This window comes from Phocicoccus pinnipedialis, assembly GCF_903994035.1.
GTDB classification, from domain to species: domain Bacteria; phylum Bacillota; class Bacilli; order Staphylococcales; family Salinicoccaceae; genus Phocicoccus; species Phocicoccus pinnipedialis.
On record NZ_CAJEWB010000002.1, the window covers coordinates 68,061 to 86,012 of the forward strand.

Annotated in this window: 18 protein-coding genes; 14 read left to right on the forward strand and 4 right to left on the reverse strand. The window is 37.8% G+C overall.

Translation table 11 applies throughout. The annotated features are described in order from the left end of the window. The first annotated feature begins 38 nt into the window (after positions 1-38). Positions 39-1,100: a siderophore ABC transporter substrate-binding protein gene (locus tag H9D55_RS00395; RefSeq protein WP_186075827.1), complete on the forward strand. Its 1,062-nt coding sequence runs from the start codon at positions 39-41 to the stop codon at positions 1,098-1,100. A gap of 111 nt (positions 1,101-1,211) precedes the next feature. Here H9D55_RS00395 and murB read toward each other — a convergent pair whose 3' ends face one another. After that, on the reverse strand, positions 1,212-2,129 hold the full coding sequence (gene murB / locus H9D55_RS00400; RefSeq protein ID WP_186075829.1) for a UDP-N-acetylmuramate dehydrogenase: 918 nt from the start codon (positions 2,127-2,129) through the stop codon (positions 1,212-1,214). Between the two features lie 132 nt (positions 2,130-2,261). On the opposite strand from murB, the gene H9D55_RS00405 reads away from it, so the two are divergent. Beyond that, entirely contained in the window at positions 2,262-3,164 is a 903-nt protein-coding gene (locus H9D55_RS00405; protein ID WP_186075831.1) for an EMYY motif lipoprotein, read from the forward strand. A gap of 19 nt (positions 3,165-3,183) precedes the next feature. On the opposite strand, the gene H9D55_RS00410 is transcribed toward H9D55_RS00405, so the two are convergent. After that, the gene (locus tag H9D55_RS00410; RefSeq protein WP_186075833.1) at positions 3,184-3,414 is read right to left on the reverse strand and encodes a hypothetical protein; all 231 of its coding nucleotides are present in this window, start codon (positions 3,412-3,414) and stop codon (positions 3,184-3,186) included. A 93-nt stretch (positions 3,415-3,507) separates the two neighbouring features. On the opposite strand from H9D55_RS00410, the gene ytxJ reads away from it, so the two are divergent. Next, positions 3,508-3,828: a bacillithiol system redox-active protein YtxJ gene (ytxJ, locus tag H9D55_RS00415; protein ID WP_186075835.1), complete on the forward strand. Its 321-nt coding sequence runs from the start codon at positions 3,508-3,510 to the stop codon at positions 3,826-3,828. Positions 3,829-3,876: 48 nt separating this feature from the next. Here ytxJ and H9D55_RS00420 read toward each other — a convergent pair whose 3' ends face one another. After that, the gene (locus tag H9D55_RS00420; RefSeq protein WP_186075837.1) at positions 3,877-4,926 is read right to left on the reverse strand and encodes a GGDEF domain-containing protein; all 1,050 of its coding nucleotides are present in this window, start codon (positions 4,924-4,926) and stop codon (positions 3,877-3,879) included. 136 nt (positions 4,927-5,062) lie between these two features. Here H9D55_RS00420 and H9D55_RS00425 point away from each other — a divergent pair, with 136 nt between their 5' ends. After that, positions 5,063-6,115, forward strand: coding sequence for a glycosyltransferase family 4 protein (locus H9D55_RS00425; protein ID WP_186075839.1), 1,053 nt, complete (start codon positions 5,063-5,065; stop codon positions 6,113-6,115). Here H9D55_RS00425 and H9D55_RS00430 read toward each other — a convergent pair. Beyond that, positions 6,110-6,745 carry a YigZ family protein gene (locus H9D55_RS00430; protein ID WP_186075841.1) on the reverse strand — a complete coding sequence of 212 codons (636 nt, stop codon included), beginning with the start codon at positions 6,743-6,745 and terminating at the stop codon, positions 6,110-6,112. The two genes, H9D55_RS00425 and H9D55_RS00430, sit on opposite strands and share 6 nt — an antisense overlap. 86 nt (positions 6,746-6,831) lie before the next feature. Here H9D55_RS00430 and H9D55_RS00435 point away from each other — a divergent pair, with 86 nt between their 5' ends. The 10 genes from H9D55_RS00435 to H9D55_RS00480 all read left to right on the forward strand — a co-directional run bounded on the left by H9D55_RS00435 (position 6,832) and on the right by H9D55_RS00480 (position 17,922). Beyond that, positions 6,832-7,719: a DegV family protein gene (locus tag H9D55_RS00435; protein WP_186075843.1), complete on the forward strand. Its 888-nt coding sequence runs from the start codon at positions 6,832-6,834 to the stop codon at positions 7,717-7,719. Between the two features lie 60 nt (positions 7,720-7,779). Next, positions 7,780-9,024 (forward strand): DEAD/DEAH box helicase family protein, encoded by a 1,245-nt coding sequence (locus H9D55_RS00440; protein WP_186075845.1) that lies wholly within the window; start codon positions 7,780-7,782, stop codon positions 9,022-9,024. A 54-nt stretch (positions 9,025-9,078) separates the two neighbouring features. Next, the gene (locus tag H9D55_RS00445) at positions 9,079-9,624 is read left to right on the forward strand and encodes a ComF family protein (RefSeq protein ID WP_186075847.1); all 546 of its coding nucleotides are present in this window, start codon (positions 9,079-9,081) and stop codon (positions 9,622-9,624) included. Positions 9,625-9,678: 54 nt separating this feature from the next. After that, a complete protein-coding gene (hpf, locus tag H9D55_RS00450) occupies positions 9,679-10,230 on the forward strand; it encodes a ribosome hibernation-promoting factor, HPF/YfiA family (protein WP_186075849.1) in 552 nt (183 codons plus the stop codon). 121 nt (positions 10,231-10,351) lie between these two features. Further along, positions 10,352-12,877 (forward strand): preprotein translocase subunit SecA, encoded by a 2,526-nt coding sequence (gene secA / locus H9D55_RS00455; RefSeq protein WP_186075851.1) that lies wholly within the window; start codon positions 10,352-10,354, stop codon positions 12,875-12,877. A gap of 10 nt (positions 12,878-12,887) precedes the next feature. Continuing rightward, positions 12,888-13,992, forward strand: a protein-coding gene (gene prfB / locus H9D55_RS00460) for a peptide chain release factor 2 (RefSeq protein WP_186075853.1) whose coding sequence is annotated in 2 segments (ribosomal slippage) — positions 12,888-12,959 and positions 12,961-13,992 — 1,104 coding nt in all. Because the reading frame shifts where the segments join, the coding sequence is not laid out codon by codon here. Positions 13,993-14,194: 202 nt separating this feature from the next. After that, positions 14,195-14,512, forward strand: coding sequence for a cytochrome c551 (gene cccB, locus H9D55_RS00465; RefSeq protein WP_186075855.1), 318 nt, complete (start codon positions 14,195-14,197; stop codon positions 14,510-14,512). Positions 14,513-14,581: 69 nt separating this feature from the next. Continuing rightward, positions 14,582-14,908, forward strand: coding sequence for a c-type cytochrome (locus H9D55_RS00470; protein WP_186075857.1), 327 nt, complete (start codon positions 14,582-14,584; stop codon positions 14,906-14,908). Positions 14,909-15,049: 141 nt separating this feature from the next. Continuing rightward, the gene (locus H9D55_RS00475; protein WP_186075859.1) at positions 15,050-16,507 is read left to right on the forward strand and encodes a C40 family peptidase; all 1,458 of its coding nucleotides are present in this window, start codon (positions 15,050-15,052) and stop codon (positions 16,505-16,507) included. A 263-nt stretch (positions 16,508-16,770) separates the two neighbouring features. Continuing rightward, entirely contained in the window at positions 16,771-17,922 is a 1,152-nt protein-coding gene (locus H9D55_RS00480) for a LysM peptidoglycan-binding domain-containing protein (RefSeq protein WP_186075861.1), read from the forward strand. The last annotated feature ends 30 nt before the right edge of the window (positions 17,923-17,952 follow it).

Consider the following 17,952-nt stretch of genomic DNA (forward strand, 5'->3'; position numbering starts at 1 on the left):
AAAATTAGTGGGGGCTAAGGAAGGGACTTAATTAATAAATGAATTTCAAAAAAGTAGGTTTACTCATATTATTTATGAGTATTTTAATCATTGCAGCATGTGGTAAAACAGAAGAAACCTCAACAGAAGATGCTACAGACAAAGGTGAAACTGTAACGTACGAAAATAATTATGAGTTAGCGTTAGGTACGGAAACAGATTCAGATACAGAAGCAGTAAAAGAAACAATTGAACTACCTAAAAACTCAGACAAAGTGGTTGTGATGGACCTCGGTGTCGCATCAACATTTGCAGCACTTGGATTAGATGATAATATTATCGGGTTACCAAAAGGTGACGGCAACTCTGTACTTGGTAAAGAACTTAAGAATTTCGAAGATGAAAAGTTCGCAAACCTTGGTGGGTTAAAAGAACCAGACTTCGAACAAGTTGCGATGCTTGATCCGGAAGTAATCATGATTTCAAGTAGACAAGCAAACTCTGACACAATTAATGAACTTAAAAAAGCTGCACCAAATGCGAAAGTTGTCTATGTTGCAGCGAACCCTGACACTTACTTTGATGATGTTAAAAAGATGACAACGTTCTTGGGTGAAATGTACGATAAGCAAGATGAAGCCAAGAAACTCGTTGAAGATTTTGATAACAAGGTAGAAGAAATTCATTCGGAAGTAGAAGCGTCAGAAAAATCGATGATGTTCATTCAAACGAATGGTGGAGATTTATCATTACACGGAATCGGTGGACGTTATGACTTCTTATATAGTGCACTTGGCTTCAAATCAGCTGGAGAAGTTCCAGATGAGGACACACAAAAGCAAGCAGCAACATCACACGGCAACCAGGTGAGTTACGAATACGTATCCAAAAATAATCCAGGAATCATCCTTGTGATGGACCGTGGAGCAGCAATCAGTGATGGAAAAGATGCTACAAAAATTGACGTAATTAAAACGGAAGTTACTAAAGATGTAGATGCTGTGAAAAATGACACGATATTCGAATTAGATTCAGTAACGTGGTACCTAAATTCAGGTGGATACAAAACAGCAATGAGCCAATTAGAAGAAATCCATGCAATTGTGCAAGGAAGCAAGTAATAATAAGATTTCTGAAAGTCAGCCCTTGGAGGTTGGCTTTTTTAATAGTATATTAAATTGAAGCGTATCTTAAAGATAAAAACCCGAAACTTTAAAGTTTCGGGTTACATTTTATTCTTCCTCATCTTTTTCTCCGATGATTCGAACTTCACGCTGTAGCTTTACTCCGAATTTTTCAAATACAACATCCTGGACGTGAGCAATGAGTGCCTCGTAGTCACTACCTGTACCGTGGTCGACATTCACCATAAATCCAGCGTGTTTCTTTGATACTTCAACCCCACCGATTCTATAGCCTTGTAGATTTGAATCTTGTATCAGTTTTCCGGCAAAGTGGCCAGGGGGTCTCTGGAATACTGATCCACAAGAGGGTAAATCCAGAGGTTGTTTTGATTCGCGGAGATGCGTGAGTTCATCCATCACAGAATTGATAGAAGCCATATTTTTTTCTTCGAGTTCAAAAGTAGCTTGAAGCACGAGATAGTCATTTTTTTGTACAATGGATTTCCGATACCCAAGTTGAAGATCATCTCTATCAATGGTGATGATTTCACCTTCCGGGGTCACGGCAGTAATCTCAACAAGCACATCTTTGATTTCGCCACCATAAGCGCCTGCATTCATGTACACAGCACCTCCAACACTACCAGGAATTCCACATGCGAACTCGAGGCCTGAGAGTGAGTGATCACGAGCAAATCGAGAGACATCAATAATACGTGCGCCGCTTCCGGCGTAAACAATATTTCCTTCTCGAATCATCTCTTTTAACTCGAGCGTGTTTAAGACAACACCTCGTATTCCACCGTTACGAATAATAAGATTTGAGCCATTCCCTAGTATCGTTACTGGAATGTTGTTCTCTCTGCAGAAGATGAGCGTATTTTTTGCATCTTCGTGAGAGTAAACAGTAATATAGTAATCAGCATTACCACCAGTATGCGTATAAGTGTAGTTTTTAAGCGGTTCATCTACTTTGATTGTTGAATTAGGAAGCAAGGACTTCAATTCGTTTTCATATCGTTTCAAGGTTAAAAAATCCTTTCATTTTTAAATCACTCTATATTATAAGCTACTATTGCTAGAATTAAAAATAAGACATAAAAGTTATGTTATAATAAATAGGTTACAAAAGAAAGCATGTAGATTGGAAGTGAATCCGTGCGACTCTTCAATAAGAATAAGATTCGTATATTTCTTATCACGACTTTAACACTCTTGTTAGTAGCGTGTGGGGATAACTTAAAAGAAGACAAAGAAAAATATTTAAATAATATGCAGCCAGTGTATGATATGGAGCATACATACACGAAAGCAGCAGAACAGTTAGATACATCAAAAATTGAAAATATTTATGTGGGTACAGAGTTAAAAATTAAAAATGAAGAGCTCAATCAATATTTAGAAGTTTTAGATGAGACGCTCATTCCACTTGCTACAGAGATGCAAGAGAAGGCGAACAGTGTTGAAGTTACACATAAAGAGATCGAAATGCTTCATGACTCTTATTTGGAAAGTATCAAGCTGAAAAAACAATTTGCACAAGGACTGCGTGCATACCTTGATATTTATCAGCGTTCTGTTGATATCAATAAGCAACTATCTGATTATGGTGAAAAAGTGCTCAATAACAAAAAAGCAAGAGATACTCTAATTAAGGAAACGCACAGTAACGCTGAAAAAAAAGAAATTGACGAACTTGTAAAAGTCATCAATGATAACAGTGAAACGTTGGAAATTGAAGCGATGATTTTACAGAAAGATTTACCAGCTGTAGAAAAAGAAGAACACATCAAAAATGTCTTAATGCCTTTACTTGACGAACAGATTTCTGGCATCAATCAACTCGCTATTAAGACTAATAAAGGCAAAGAAGTCAGAACGCTATCTCTTGAAATGTTTTACACGTTTAAATCATATTATGAGGAGCGCGCAAACTTAATGAGGGTATATGAGGACGAAAGAAACTATCCACTTAAGAATATTTTACCTAAACTCGAAGTGTCAAAAAAAGTTTCCGATAAATATCACAAAAATGTTAAAAAGCTGGACTCTAAAAACTAGAGCCAGCTTTTTCTTGATTTTATTCTTGTGATTTATCTTGAGTATGCATTGGATGATTTGGATCGTTTTTCATTCGTGTAATCATGATATTACGCGCAATTAAAGTTATAGCCCAAAATGCAAATACAATAACGAATATCCAAGATACCATCGCATTATTTTTAAAGTCAATAAAATAAAGAATGACAACGATGAGTAGTGTTGCATTGATTGTATCTAATATATTCCATCGTTTTAACGGACGATTCATGTGAAAGCCTCCCATAAAATATTTTTCAAATTTTAATTTGATTTTAATATAAATAAGTGATAAATTAAATAAAGCCGATGAAGGGGTGATTAAATGCTAACGAAAATAACATCGATTGAGGCGTTTAAACGTTTGCTTGAAGAAAAGTCCTACTTTTACTTTATGAAGCATAGTCTAACATGCCCGATATCAATTAACGCATTCGAAGAATTCAAGAAATTTCATTATGAGCGCGATATCGACGGATATTATTTAATCGTGCAAGATCATCGAGAGCTATCTAATTATATAGCAGACAATTTTGAAATTAAACACGAATCTCCACAAGCGTTCTATTTTGAAAATAGAACGGTAAAGTGGCATGACTCTCATTCAAATATTACAGTACAAAATCTAGCAAGTGTTGAAGATTAATATAGAGCCAATAAAGCGTTACTGCTTACTGGCTTTTTTTGTTGGTCTTTATCCTATAGGTGCAAACATTACTCGGTTTTGACCTTGTTTTTTTGCGGCAAACAGCATGCTGTCCGCAATCTTCACGAGATCTTTGCGTGTTGACTCTTTCGTATCGACAAATCCAATCCCAATAGAGACTGTCATATTAATGACTTGTGACTCATTAACATGGAACTTTGTCAATTCGACGGATTTACGAATTCCTTCTGCTAGTCTTACCGTACTATCAAAATTTAGATCTCCCAATACTATTGAAAATTCTTCACCAGTATTTCTAAACAGAGTGCCTCCAGTTGGCACATGGTTTTTCAGTAAATCTGCCAGTTGCTTAATCAGACGATCTCCAGACTCGAAGCCTTGCAAGTCATTAATCAGTTTGAAATTATCGATATCAATGAGCAGAATACTCATGGAATCACTCTTTAAAAACATCTCGTCTAAATGTGTATCCATTGTTTTGATATTACCGAGTTTTGTCAAAGGGTCAAAGAATTTCTCTTCTTCGACTTGCTTATATAATCGAATTAAATTCTGAATATCGGTGTAAAAAAGTGATGCTAAAAATGTTGCAAGTGATGAAAAAATCACAAACAAAAACCCGGCATTCAAAGAGATTGGTGCGACAAACAAGTGTAACATTACTAAATACAGTCCTGTAAAAATAAAGTTAGAAACGACAAGAATCGTCATCTTAGGCGTTCGTATAAACGGTACGATTAAGAAAAACAGAATCACGAGTCCTAAGAATATAAAGAACTGTATGAGATCGTTATCGAAAATGAAATAGTAAACAACGAATACAATTCCGGTTGATAATAGTTTATAGCCAAAGGTATTATACAGTAATAAAAATAGGATTGGTATGTAGAAAAAGCTCAAAGTGACCGTTCCAAGGTTAATAGGGACAAGTAACAACAAGATAGATATGGATGTCATCATAAATGCTTGGAAAAAATCTGAGTCCACGAGTTTTTTATCCTCAAAGAATTGAATCCTATAAAACATGTAAATACAACTTAAAATGAGCGCAATACTGAGTATAAAATTAAGTGCCATATCAGTCGCCATCCTTTTTTGATATCTGTAATAGTATACATTTATTTTACAATTAATTAAACGTATACACATAAAAATTCAGTATAGATGCTATAAATATGATATAGTATATTGGACTAAACTGAACGGTGAGCCTATGTATACATTATTTTTATTAATATTATCCGCGATTATCAGCTTTATTATAGCGCCGTTATTTATGAGACTCAGCTACCGATTTGGGTTTGTAGATTATCCAAACCATCGTAAGCAGCATGAGAGACCGATGCCGTTTTCCGGTGGGGTCTCGATCCTTGTTTCATTTGTAATAACTGTGATCATCGCTCAACCAGTGGAGAAAGAATATATCCCGATTATCTTAGGGGGAACTCTAATCGTTATTCTCGGGGTTATCGATGACAAATATGACTTAAAGCCAAGTGTAAAATTCCTTGGTCAACTTGTTGTAATCAGTATTCCGATCTTTTTCGGAATTATAATCGACACAATCAATCCATTCGGCATAACGATGAACTTCGGCGTGTTTGCAATTCCATTTACATTCCTATGGATTGCAGTCATCATCAACGCAATCAACTTGATTGATGGCCTTGATGGGCTCGCAGCAGGTGTGAGTGTCATTGCATTATCGAGCATCGCGTTTATTGGTATATTACAAAACAATATTTTTGTCATGATGATCAGTGTTATCTTGATTGGGTCAACGCTTGGTGTACTCTACTATAACTTCAACCCTGCTAAGCTTTTCTTAGGGGATAATGGGTCGATGTTACTCGGGTACGTATTAGGTGTGTTATCGATTCTCGGTTTCAAGAACGTTACGTTTTTCTCGATACTGTTCCCAATCATTATTCTTGGTGTGCCCTTTATTGACATCACATTTGCTGCTGTCAGAAGGTACCGTGAAGGCGTGAGCTTAACTCGCGCTGACCGTGGACATCTACATCATAAATTACAGTACATCGGATTCTCACACCGTGAGAGTGTAATTCTGATTTACTTTATGGCAACATTATTTGCTGTCGCTACAATCATTCTTTACTTATCAACAGTGACAGGTGCTGTGTTAATCTGCATCTTACTCGTACTTTCAGTGGTAATCATTGTAGAAGCGACGGATTTAATTGGGTCAAACAAACGTCCAATTTTAAACTTCTTGCAAAAAATATTTGAAAAGATTTCCTCATAGAACGAGCACGCGCTCAGCCATCTCTACGTCTCGCGTAGTCATTTGGTAGGCGTCGCTCGTTATTTCTTTTAGTGTTTCGTGCACTTTCTCTACCATTGTGTCTTCGATCATGAGCGTATATGTTACTTTATCCGTATATGCTTGATTCTTAATTTCAATGTTTTCATTACCTAGGAAATACTCGAATTTATTCGTAAATGTATAATCGAGCACAATCTCAGCCGGAACCATCGGTATTAAAAACACTTTTCCGGATTTTTTGACAGCTTCAGCCGCAGATTGCGAGTACGCACGAATGAGCCCACCTGCGCCAAGCTTGATACCACCAAAGTAACGCGTAACAACAATAGTACAGTTATAGAGTGATTCACGCTTCAACACTTCGAGCATTGGGACACCGGCAGTTCCACTTGGTTCACCGTCATCATCTGCACGCTGGATCAGTGCATTATCACCGATAATATACGCGCTACAGTTATGCGTGGCCTCACGGTGTTCTTTCTTTATTTTTTGGATAAACTCTCGCGCTTCCTCTTCGGTTTCCGTTCGCTGTATGTGTGAAATAAACCTGGATTTTTTAATATCTATTTCGGTATCAATATTTTTATAATTCATATAAGTTTGTTCCATTACTTTACACCTCTAAAAATAGTTTAACATAGCCTGTAAGTATAGTATTATTGTTAATGAGTGTTAAGGGTATGGAGGACAAGCAAATGAAAGTTGCGATTGTAGTAGACTCAACAGCGTATCTATCAGAGGAAATAAAAAAACAAAATAATATTTACTCAATTTCATTGAATACAATTTTTGGGGAAGACACATATCGTGAGGGTAAAGATATCACGACAGAAGAATTTTATGAAAAGATGAGAGGTTTTAGTAAGTTACCAAATACAAGTCAGCCGTCTATTGGGGATTATATTTTACTGTTAGAAGAGTTAAACAAAGACGGATACACAGATGTAATTTCTTTACACTTATCTGCTGAAATCAGCGGAACTTGTCAAAATGCTTTAGCTGCAGCGAAGAGTGTAGAAGGTATCAACGTTCATGTGGTGGATAGTGAGATTGCATGTACACCCCTAGGACTTCTCGCATTATATGCAGCTCAAAATAAAGATATTAAACCAATCGACGAACTGTTAGAAGAGTTGAATACTTTAAAACAAAAGAATCATATGAATTCTTATTTCATTGTAAATGACTTAACAAACTTACAAAAAGGTGGACGTCTCTCTAATGCACAAGCATTTTTGGGTGGAATCTTACGCATCAAGCCAATTTTAAAATTTGAAAACGGCAAAATTATTGCGACAGAAAAAATTCGTACAATGAAAAAAGCACAAGACAAAGTGATTCAACTCGTTAAATCGGACTACGATGCAGACGGTCATCATGGTAAAGATATGATTATGACTGTTATACACGGAAATGATGAAGCATCAGCAGATGCATGGATTGCACAGTTAAAAGAGGATCCAGTATTCTCTAAAACAACATTCATAAAGAGTTACTTCGGACCTGTAATTGGAACTCACTTAGGTGAAGAAGCTATCGGTATCACATTCGCAGACTTTGACGTTGATTTAACTGGTTTTTAAGAAAATTATAGACATACGCGCAGTGTTTTTTACTGTGCGTATTTTTTTATGGAGTGACATATGAAACTAAAATATAAAGGACACCATGTATACACGCGACGTGGTGTCGTAGGTGAAAAAGGCAAATATAAATGTCTACGATGTAGTAATAATCAGCAGAACTTGTTTTATACTTTTAAAGATTTAAGAGGGCTGTGTACGTATTGTTTAAATTGTATCGCACTTGGTCGAAGTGATAGTCTATCACCAATTTTCTATGAAGATACGACACGCTACACAGATCATTTAAATTTCACACTGAACTTTGAGCTGAATTCTGAACAACAGCATGCTTCGGACAGAATTGTTTCAGCCATACAAAATAATCATGACTTGATGTTATATGCTGTGACAGGAGCAGGTAAGACTGAAATCACATTCCGAGGGATAGAATACGCGAGAAATAATGGGTTAAATGTTGCATTCGTGTCACCACGCGTCGATGTCGTTCGTGAAATCTATATGCGACTGAAAGACGCGTTTGTAACGGCGCGCATCGATTTGTTGTATGCTGACGAAAAAATCGAGACGGACTTTGTTTTTACAGTTTGCACAGTGCATCAACTCTATAATTTTATAGAGCATTTTGACGTAATCATTGTTGATGAAGTCGATGCTTTTCCACTTGATGGAGATAAAATTCTGGAAAAACAAATCAGACGCGCACTTACTAAAAATGGGTCGTGCATTTTACTTACAGCAACACCGAATCGCGCACTCTTATCCGGGTTTAAAAATTCTGAAATCGTCACAATAAAAAGACGATATCATGGATACAAGTTAACAGTGCCTGAGGTGATTTATCGTAATATTGAAAAACAGTTTAAAAAAAATAAACTAGACAAAACGCTTAAAGAATACCTGGATAAGAGTGTAAAAGATAAACGCAAAGTTTTAATTTTTGTGCCAGAAATTAGAATGCTCGCACCTTTTATGGCGGTACTGAAACACCATTATTCAAAAATAGATTATGTGTATAGTGGTGATCAATCAAGAAAACAAAAAGTCGAAGAGATGAGAAATGACACACTCGATATTTTAGTAACAACAACAATATTAGAGCGAGGTGTCACGTTTAAATGTTTAGACGTATATGTTGTTCACGCAGAATATTTTGATAGTGCAAGCCTCGTTCAAATTGCTGGACGTGCAGGAAGAAAAATCATAGACCCGGTCGGTCATGTCTATCTATTCACAAGTCATAATACATTAGCGCTACTTAAAACAAGACATACGATTCGTAAGTTGAATAAAGGAGAGGTGTAGATGATCTGTTTGATGTGCCATAACACCATTTTGACCGAGATGTCGATACTCAATATGTTTGAGAAAGATTCTCCGATTTGTGAATCTTGTAGCACTGAATTATTAAAAGAAACAGATACGAATTATGAATATCCTCATGAAGTCATTAGCTTCTTAAGTTACAATGAAGCGGTCGCCAATCTTTTCCACCGCTATAAATTTATGGGTGATAATGCTTTAAAAGAAGTGCTTGCTTCATTTGTCTCTCATAATTTTAAACAATATGACTTTGTGATTTCGATTCCGTTATCTAGTAAACGACTTAAAGAACGAGGGTTCAACCAAGTGACTGAAGTGCTTGACTGCTTAAAAGTAAAATATACAGATGTTTTAGAAACATCGCATAGGAAAAGGCAGTCAGAACGTTCAAAAATAGAACGCACAGAAAGTCAAAACCCGTTCACAATTAAATCTACTTTTGATGTTTCAAAACTATTAGATAAGAGAATACTAATAGTAGATGATATTTATACAACAGGGATGACGATGACACATGCGGTTAATGTGCTAATGATGCATAGAGTAAACGAAATTAAGGTGTTAACGTTTTCAAAAGTTTAGGTAGTTTGGTATAATGGGTATTAAGAAATAACCGATTCATTAGGAGGTTTCATCATGATTAAAGTAGAAATCAGAGGAGAAAACATCGAGGTAACAGATGCGATCAGAGGATTCATCGAAGACAAAGTAAGCAAGTTAGAACGTTACTTCAAAAATGACCCAGAGGTATTTGCACATGCAAATATTAAAACGTATCAAAATAAGCAAGGGAAATTTGAGATAACAATTCCAATGAAAGGTTTGACTCTACGTGCCGAAGAAGTTCACGATGATTTATATGTTGCGGTAGACCAATCGGTAGATAAGTTAGAACGTCAAATCAGAAAGCATAAAACAAAAATTAACCGCAAGTTCCGTGAGACAGCTCAAGCTGAATTAGACATGTTTAGCGTTCAAGAGCCAGTTCAAGAAGAGAATAAAGATGAGGAAATTAAAATTTTCAAATCTAAGGAATTTACTCTAAAACCAATGGATGCTGAAGAAGCAATCTTACAAATGGACATGCTCGGTCATGATTTCTTCGTATTTAACGACAGAGATACAGATGGCACTAGCATTGTATATAAACGTAAAGATGGTCAGTACGGTTTAATTGAAACAAATTAAATAGACATACAGAAATTAGCCCCGAATGAATCATTCGGGGCTTTTAATGTGCTTACGTTTATTTTAAAAGATTTATTTGGTAAAATAGTATGATGATAACTAATGTGTTAGGAGAATTTGCATGAGCATTTTGCGTAAGATGTTTGATGGTAATAAACGCGAATTAAAATCACTATCAAAACAAGCAGATCAAGTACTTGCTTTAGAAAGTACAATCAGTGCATTAAGCGACGAACAACTGCTAGAAAAGACACAAGAATTCCAAGCGAGACTTAAAGAACATAAAGATGATATTAAAAAACAAAATAAAATTTTGGATGAAATTTTAGTAGAGGCATTTGCAATCGTGCGTGAAGGCTCGAAACGTGTTCTCGGCCTAACACCATTTAAAGTCCAAATAATGGGTGGTATCGCGCTGCATAACGGTGATATCGCTGAGATGAAAACCGGTGAAGGTAAAACGTTAACTGCAACAATGCCTGTATACCTAAACGCTCTAACTGGCCGCGGTGTTCACGTGATCACTGTGAACGAATACCTCTCAAGCATACAGAGTGAAGAAATGTCTATCCTATATAACTTCTTAGGACTTTCAGTTGGCCTTAACTTAAACTCGAAAAATGCTGAGGAAAAACGTGAAGCATTTGAATGTGATATCACATATTCAACAAACAACGAACTCGGGTTCGATTATCTACGTGACAATATGGTGACGTATAAAAAAGACCGCGTACTCCGCACGCTAAACTACTGTGTGGTGGATGAGGTGGACTCTATTTTAATCGACGAAGCACGTACGCCACTAATCATTTCGGGTTCTGCTGATGAGAGAACAGACGCTTACGTTCAAGCACAACTTTTCGTTAGCACTTTAAAAAGAGATGAAGAGTACACGTACGACGTACGTAAAAATACAATACTCTTAACTGAAGAGGGTATGACGAAAGCGGAGAAATGGTATAAGCTAGAAAACTTGTTTGACGTAAAACATGTGGGCACCCTGCACCACATTAACCAAGCACTCCGTGCGAATTATACGATGGAAAAGAACGTAGACTATGTTGTTGACAACAATGAAATCTTAATTGTAGATAAATTCACGGGACGTACAATGCCTGGACGACGCTTCTCTGAAGGTCTTCACCAAGCAATTGAAGCCAAAGAAGCGGTAGAGATTCAAAAAGAATCTAAGACACTCGCTTCAATTACCTTCCAAAACTTCTTCAGACTGTATAACAAACTGTCAGGTATGACGGGTACAGCGAAAACTGAGGAAGAGGAATTCCTAAATATCTACAACATGCGTGTCACTCAAATTCCAACGAACAGACCAGTTGCTCGTATAGACAATAACGACAAAGTGTTCTCGACAAAAGAGCATAAATTTGAAGCGGTAATCGATGAAGTAAAAGAAAGACACGAAAAAGGGCAGCCAATCTTAATTGGTACAGTTGCGGTTGAAACATCTGAGCACATTTCTGATTTGCTGAAAAAACATGGTATAAGACACAGCGTACTAAATGCGAAACATCATGAGATGGAAGCAGAAATCATTGAAAACGCTGGTGAGCGCGGTTCAGTAACAATCGCGACGAACATGGCTGGTCGTGGTACAGACATTAAGCTCGGCGAAGGCGTCAAAGAACTTGGCGGACTCGCTGTTATAGGTACAGAGCGTCACGAGTCACGTCGTATTGACGATCAGTTACGTGGTCGTTCAGGTCGTCAAGGTGACGTAGGGGTAAGTACATTTTACCTCTCACTAGAAGACGATCTTATGCTGCGTTTCGGTTCAGACAGAATTCAAGCAATGATGGATCGTCTTGGTATGCAAGACGAGCAATTAACAAGTGGATTCATTACACGTGGTGTTGAATCATCACAAAAACGTGTTGAAGGTAACAACTTCGACGCCCGTAAACGCGTGCTCGAATATGACGATGTACTCCGTCGTCAGCGTGAAATCATCTATGGTGAGCGTAACGAAATCATTGATAAAGAAGACGTGCGTGAATTACTTTACGGCATGATTGACTCATCAATTGCACGCACAGTTGAATTTTTAAACACAGAAATTGAAGGTTCTGTGGATTACGAAAATATGAAAAATGTACTTGTAGATATGTACTTAAAAGAAGATGACATCGATGTTGAAGATATTGTAAACCGTTCAGACGATGAAATCATCGAGCACGTAAAAGCGAAAGCACGTAAAGAGCTAGAGAACAAAGAAGAAATCCTAACAAGCGAGCGCATGCGCTTATTTGAACGTATGATGATGTTACGACAAATCGACCAGAAGTGGACAGAGCATATTGATGCTATGGACCAACTGAGAACGGGTATTCATCTACGTTCATATGGTCAAATCAACCCGCTTCGTGAGTATCAAAACGAAGGGCTCGTAATGTTTGAAAACATGATGCTCTCGATTGAAGATGCCACGGCGAAATACGTACTGAAAACTCAAGTTCAAGGCGACGAAGAAGTGAAGCGTGAACAAGTTGTAGACAGAAGCAAGATGCAAACTGGAGACGGGAAAGAAAAAGTAAAACGTCAGCCCGTGAGAAAGAAAGTGACTGTAGGCCGTAATGACCCATGTCCATGTGGATCTGGTAAGAAATACAAGAACTGTCACGGTGCTTAAGGAGTAATGTATGGAAAAAAGTGAAATTAGACAATTCTTATCTGAAATGAGAGACAAACTCGAAAACTTTAGGGGGTCTCTTTGACTTAGAGGAAAAAGAAGTCAATATACAAGAGAATGAAGAACGCATGGCAGAGCCTACATTTTGGGATGACCAAGAGTTGGCGAACGCCGTGATTCAAGATACTAACGCGCTAAAAGAAGTCGTGGGTGGCTACAATGAGATTGAAGCAGAAGTCGACGACATCGAAGTGACATTTGAATTGCTTGAGGAAGAATTTGATGAAGATCTGGCTAACGATATTGTTGGCATGGTTCAATCCGCAAAAGAGAAAGCGGATAATTATGAAATGAATTTATTACTTAGCGAAGAGCACGATGACTCTGACGCAATTTTAGAACTTCATCCTGGAGCCGGAGGAACAGAGGCACAAGACTGGGCAGAAATGTTGTTACGTATGTATCAACGTTTTGCTGAGCACGAAGGATTTAAGCTCGAAACTTTAGATTATCAGTCTGGAGATGAAGCTGGAGTAAAAAGTGTGACGATTCTAGTCAAAGGACCGTTCGCATACGGCATGTTAAAGGGAGAAAAAGGTGTACACAGATTAGTGCGTATCTCTCCATTTGACTCGTCTGGCCGCAGACACACGTCATTCGTTTCATGCGAAGTAACACCACAGTTTAAAGATACTGAAATTGACGTTGAAATTAATGCTGACGACATCAGCGTTGACACATATCGTTCGAGTGGTGCGGGTGGCCAACACGTCAATACGACAGACTCAGCAGTACGAATTACTCACCATCCGAGCGGAATCGTAGTGACGTGTCAGAACGAACGTTCACAAATAAAAAACAGAGAAACCGCAATGAAGATGCTGAAATCTAAGTTATATCAATTAGAACTTGAAAAGCAAAAAGAAGAAATCGCCAAAATTAAAGGTGAACAAAAAGAAATTGGTTGGGGATCACAAATTAGATCTTATGTCTTCCATCCATATTCAATGATCAAAGATCACAGAACTGGATATGAAGTCGGTAATACGGACAAGACGATGGATGGCGATTTAAACGGCTTCATTGACGCCTATCTCAGGTGGCATGTAAGTTAATGATAATAAAAAGGCCGAATTCTCTCGAGAGTTCGGTTTTTTTATGATTTAATGGTCCTTTGGGATTGTCTTTTGGACATTGATTGGAGTGTACGCTAAGTTCAAATGTTTCAATTATAGTGTTTCTAAATATAAGTAAAGGGTATTGAATAACAGCAGCAAGTGATACATAATTATAACTAAAGATGAGGAGGGTTAATTTATGAAAAAGTTATTAGCAACGTTTTCATTCGCAGCAGTTCTCACGCTCGCAGCTTGTGGCGGAGGTGGAGATTCTACTGATGACGCTAACACAGGTGATGTTGATCCTGAAAAAATTTACAACCAAACGTGTGCAAGCTGTCACGGTAGTGACTTAACTGGTGCTTCTGGTCCAGACATTTCAACAGTCGGCGATCGATTATCTCAAGATGAAATCAAAGACATAATTGAAAATGGTCAAGGCGGGATGCCAGCAGGTCTTGTTAAAGACCAAGCGGACATTGACGCACTTGCTTCATGGTTAGCAGATCATAAGTAAGCTTTAGCGGGCCACGCGCCCCTAAGGCTTTTTTAATTGGGAAAAGTAAATACATATAAGGAGAATATTATGCGAACAAGAATTACAGTGTTGCTTTTTGTTATTCTTCTGGCTGGTTGTGGCACCACAGAAGATAGAAGCACGGTACAAAAAGAGACGGTCGCGGACTCAGAACCAGGAGAGCTTGTGTATAAGCAAACATGCGTTGGATGTCACGGCCAAGACCTAGATGGTCGCGGAAGTAGTATGAAAGATCTTAGACATATCGGCTCAAAATTATCAGAAGAGGACATTAAAAACGTTGTAATAAACGGAAGACGAAGCATGCCATCAGGGCTTGTAAAAGACGATGAAGAGCTTGATGCACTTGTGAAGTGGCTACATTCACACAAATAATATGTATGAATTTAATCTAACGGTTACGTTACAAAACTGTAACAATGGGAAAATCATTAATCCACTATGGTATAGTTAGTACCAACTAATAAAACGAATTTAGAGAAACAGAGTTATAAACCGTAGGAGGATATTATAAGAATGAAGAAGACGATTTTTTCAGTAGCAACTTTAACAGCATTAACAGGCGTATCAGCTGTATCAGCAAGCGCAGAAGAAGTAACAGTAAAATCAGGTGACTCTCTTTGGAATATTGCACAATCAGTAGGTACAACTGTTGCTGATTTAAAAGCAGAGAACAATCTCAAATCAGACTTAATCCACCCAGGCGATGTATTAAGTTTTAATCAAAAAGTAGAAGCATCGAAAGATACATACACGGTAAAATCAGGTGACACACTTTGGGCAATCGGGAATGAAGTTGGACTGTCTTATAAAGAAATCATGTCAATCAACAACTTAAACACTGATTTAATCTTCCCAGGTCAAACATTAAAACTTAATGTAGACGTAGTAGAAGAAGTATCTGTACCTGAAGTTGCAGTGGAATCAGCAGAAGTAGAAGTAACAGAAGTAGAAACAGTTGAAGCAACTGAACCATCAACAGGTGCATATGTCATCCAAACTGGAGACACTTTATACAAAATCGCACGCGAGACAGGTGTTGACTTAAATACATTAAAATCAATTAATGGCTTAAAATCTGATCTCATCTATCCAGGACAAGTGCTTGCATTAAATGGAGAAGTAGAAGCACCAGTAGTAGAAGAAGTAGAAGTAGAAGTGGTTGAACAAACACCAGCAGTAGAAGAAGTGACAGAAGTTGTAACTGAAGCAGCTGAAGTAGTTGAACAAACGCCAGTAGTTGAAGAAACTTCTGAAACAACAGAAGATGTTGCAGCAACACAACAAGCAGAAGCAGATCGTGTAGCGGCAGAAAAAGCGGCGGCACAAAAAGCTGAAGCAGACCGTCAAGTGGAGATCAAAGCTGAGCAAGAAAGAGTAGCAGCACAAAAAGCGGAAGCAGACCGTCAAGCGGCGATTAAAGCTGAGCAAGAAAGAGTAGCAGCACAAAAAGCAGAAGCAGACCGTCAAGCGGCGATCAAAGCTGAGCAAGAAAGAGTAGCAGCACAACGTGCAGAAGAAGCACGCATCGCTGCTCAAAAAGAACAACAAAGAATTGCTGCACAAAAAGCAGCTGAAAAACGTGAACGTGAATTGGCATCACAACAAGCATCTCAACCTGTTTCTCAAGGTAATGGCAATGCATATACAATCGCATTAAACCTTGCAAAAGGTAAATCATATGTATATGGTGCAAACAGTGCGTATGCTGTAGACTGCTCATCATTCGCACAACAATTCATGGCACAATATAAAGGTAAAAATATCCCACGTACAACATGGGGTCAAAGAGATGCTGGAACGAGAGTATCCAACCCGCAACCAGGAGATCTCGTTTTCTTCAATAATTATTCACATGTAGGAGTATATGTGGGTAACGGTATGATGGTAGATGCACTTAACCCATCTGAAGGCGTTGGCTTAAGAGCTGTATCATACGTTCATGGTTACGTTGACGGATATTACAGATATTAATACGCTCCTTATATTTAAAATAGATGTATAGTCCGAGTTCATCCTCGGACTTTTATTTTTTAAAATAGGATTATTAAGAAGTAAGCAAAATGAAAAAAAGTACAACGGTTTTTAACGTTTATATTACATTACGGTTACAACGCATTAAATCGCTTACTTTTATGTTATATTTGGTCATATCTTAAAATAATGACATATCTACATATTTCAAAACGCAATTAGACAGTAATAAAACATAAAATAACTAGGAGGAACAAGAATACATGAAAAAGACGGTCGTTTCAGTAGCAACTTTAACAGCTCTGGCAGGTACATCAGTAGCGAATATCCAAGCGCAAGAAGTAACGGTTAAATCAGGAGATTCACTCTGGGGTATTGCGAATGCTGTAGGTACTACAGTAGCTGATCTTAAATCAGCAAATAATCTATCAAGTAACTTAATTCATCCTGGTGATGTTTTATCATACAGTCAGTCATTTACGAACAACAATGCGAATACATATACGGTAAAAGCTGGAGACACACTTTGGGCTATTGGTAATGAGTATGGTGTATCATACAAAGTAATCATGGAAGCAAACAACTTAAAAACGGATCTGATTTTACCAGGACAAACATTAAAACTTAATGTTGACAAAGTAGAAGAAGTATCTGCACCAAAAGTTGCAATTGAATCAATAGACGCAACTAAAGTAGAAAAAACTCAATCAGCAACTGATGCCTATGTGATCCAATCTGGAGACACTTTATACAAAATCTCCCGCGAAACAGGCGTTGAATTGAACACATTGAAAGCAGTTAATGGCTTAAAATCTGATTTAATCTTCCCAGGACAAGTTCTTGTACTAAAAGGCGAAGTAGAAACGCCAGTAGTTGAACAAGTTGTAACTGAAGAAGCTAAAGTGGTTGAACACACTCCAGTAGTTGAAGAAGTGACAGAAGTTGTAACTGAAGAAGCTGAAGTAGTTGAACACACTCCAGTAGTTGAAGAAGTGACAGAAGTTGTAACTGAAGAAGCTGAAGTGGTTGAACACACTCCAGTAGTTGAAGAAACTTCTGAAACAGTAGAAGATGTTTCTGCGGCTCAAAAAGCGGAAGCAGATCGTCAAGCGGCGATCAAAGCTGAGCAACAAAGAATTGCAGCACAAAAAGCGGAAGCAGATCGTCAAGCGGCGATCAAAGCTGAGCAACAAAGAATTGCAGCACAAAAAGCGGAAGCAGATCGTCAAGCAGCGATCAAAGCTGAACAACAAAGAGTAGCAGCACAAAAAGCAGAAGCAGATCGTCAAGCAGCGATTAAAGCTGAACAACAAAGAGTAGCAGCACAAAAAGCAGAAGCAGATCGTCAAGCATCGATCAAAGCTGAGCAACAAAGAGTAGCAGCTCAAAAAGCAGAAGCACAACGTCAAGCATAAAAAAAAGCTAAGAAACAAACAAAATAAGCA

Coding starts and splice junctions, on each gene's coding strand:
- H9D55_RS00425 (WP_186075839.1), top strand. CDS start 5,063: ATGTATACATTATTTTTATTAATATTATCCGCGATTATCAGCTTTATT.
- H9D55_RS00445 (WP_186075847.1), top strand. CDS start 9,079: ATGTTTGAGAAAGATTCTCCGATTTGTGAATCTTGTAGCACTGAATTA.
- H9D55_RS00410 (WP_186075833.1), bottom strand. CDS start 3,414: ATGAATCGTCCGTTAAAACGATGGAATATATTAGATACAATCAATGCA.
- H9D55_RS00480 (WP_186075861.1), top strand. CDS start 16,771: ATGAAAAAGACGGTCGTTTCAGTAGCAACTTTAACAGCTCTGGCAGGT.
- H9D55_RS00440 (WP_186075845.1), top strand. CDS start 7,780: ATGAAACTAAAATATAAAGGACACCATGTATACACGCGACGTGGTGTC.
- secA (WP_186075851.1), top strand. CDS start 10,352: ATGAGCATTTTGCGTAAGATGTTTGATGGTAATAAACGCGAATTAAAA.
- H9D55_RS00395 (WP_186075827.1), top strand. CDS start 39: ATGAATTTCAAAAAAGTAGGTTTACTCATATTATTTATGAGTATTTTA.
- H9D55_RS00430 (WP_186075841.1), bottom strand. CDS start 6,745: ATGGAACAAACTTATATGAATTATAAAAATATTGATACCGAAATAGAT.
- H9D55_RS00470 (WP_186075857.1), top strand. CDS start 14,582: ATGCGAACAAGAATTACAGTGTTGCTTTTTGTTATTCTTCTGGCTGGT.
- H9D55_RS00420 (WP_186075837.1), bottom strand. CDS start 4,926: ATGGCACTTAATTTTATACTCAGTATTGCGCTCATTTTAAGTTGTATT.
- ytxJ (WP_186075835.1), top strand. CDS start 3,508: ATGCTAACGAAAATAACATCGATTGAGGCGTTTAAACGTTTGCTTGAA.
- hpf (WP_186075849.1), top strand. CDS start 9,679: ATGATTAAAGTAGAAATCAGAGGAGAAAACATCGAGGTAACAGATGCG.
- cccB (WP_186075855.1), top strand. CDS start 14,195: ATGAAAAAGTTATTAGCAACGTTTTCATTCGCAGCAGTTCTCACGCTC.
- H9D55_RS00475 (WP_186075859.1), top strand. CDS start 15,050: ATGAAGAAGACGATTTTTTCAGTAGCAACTTTAACAGCATTAACAGGC.
- H9D55_RS00435 (WP_186075843.1), top strand. CDS start 6,832: ATGAAAGTTGCGATTGTAGTAGACTCAACAGCGTATCTATCAGAGGAA.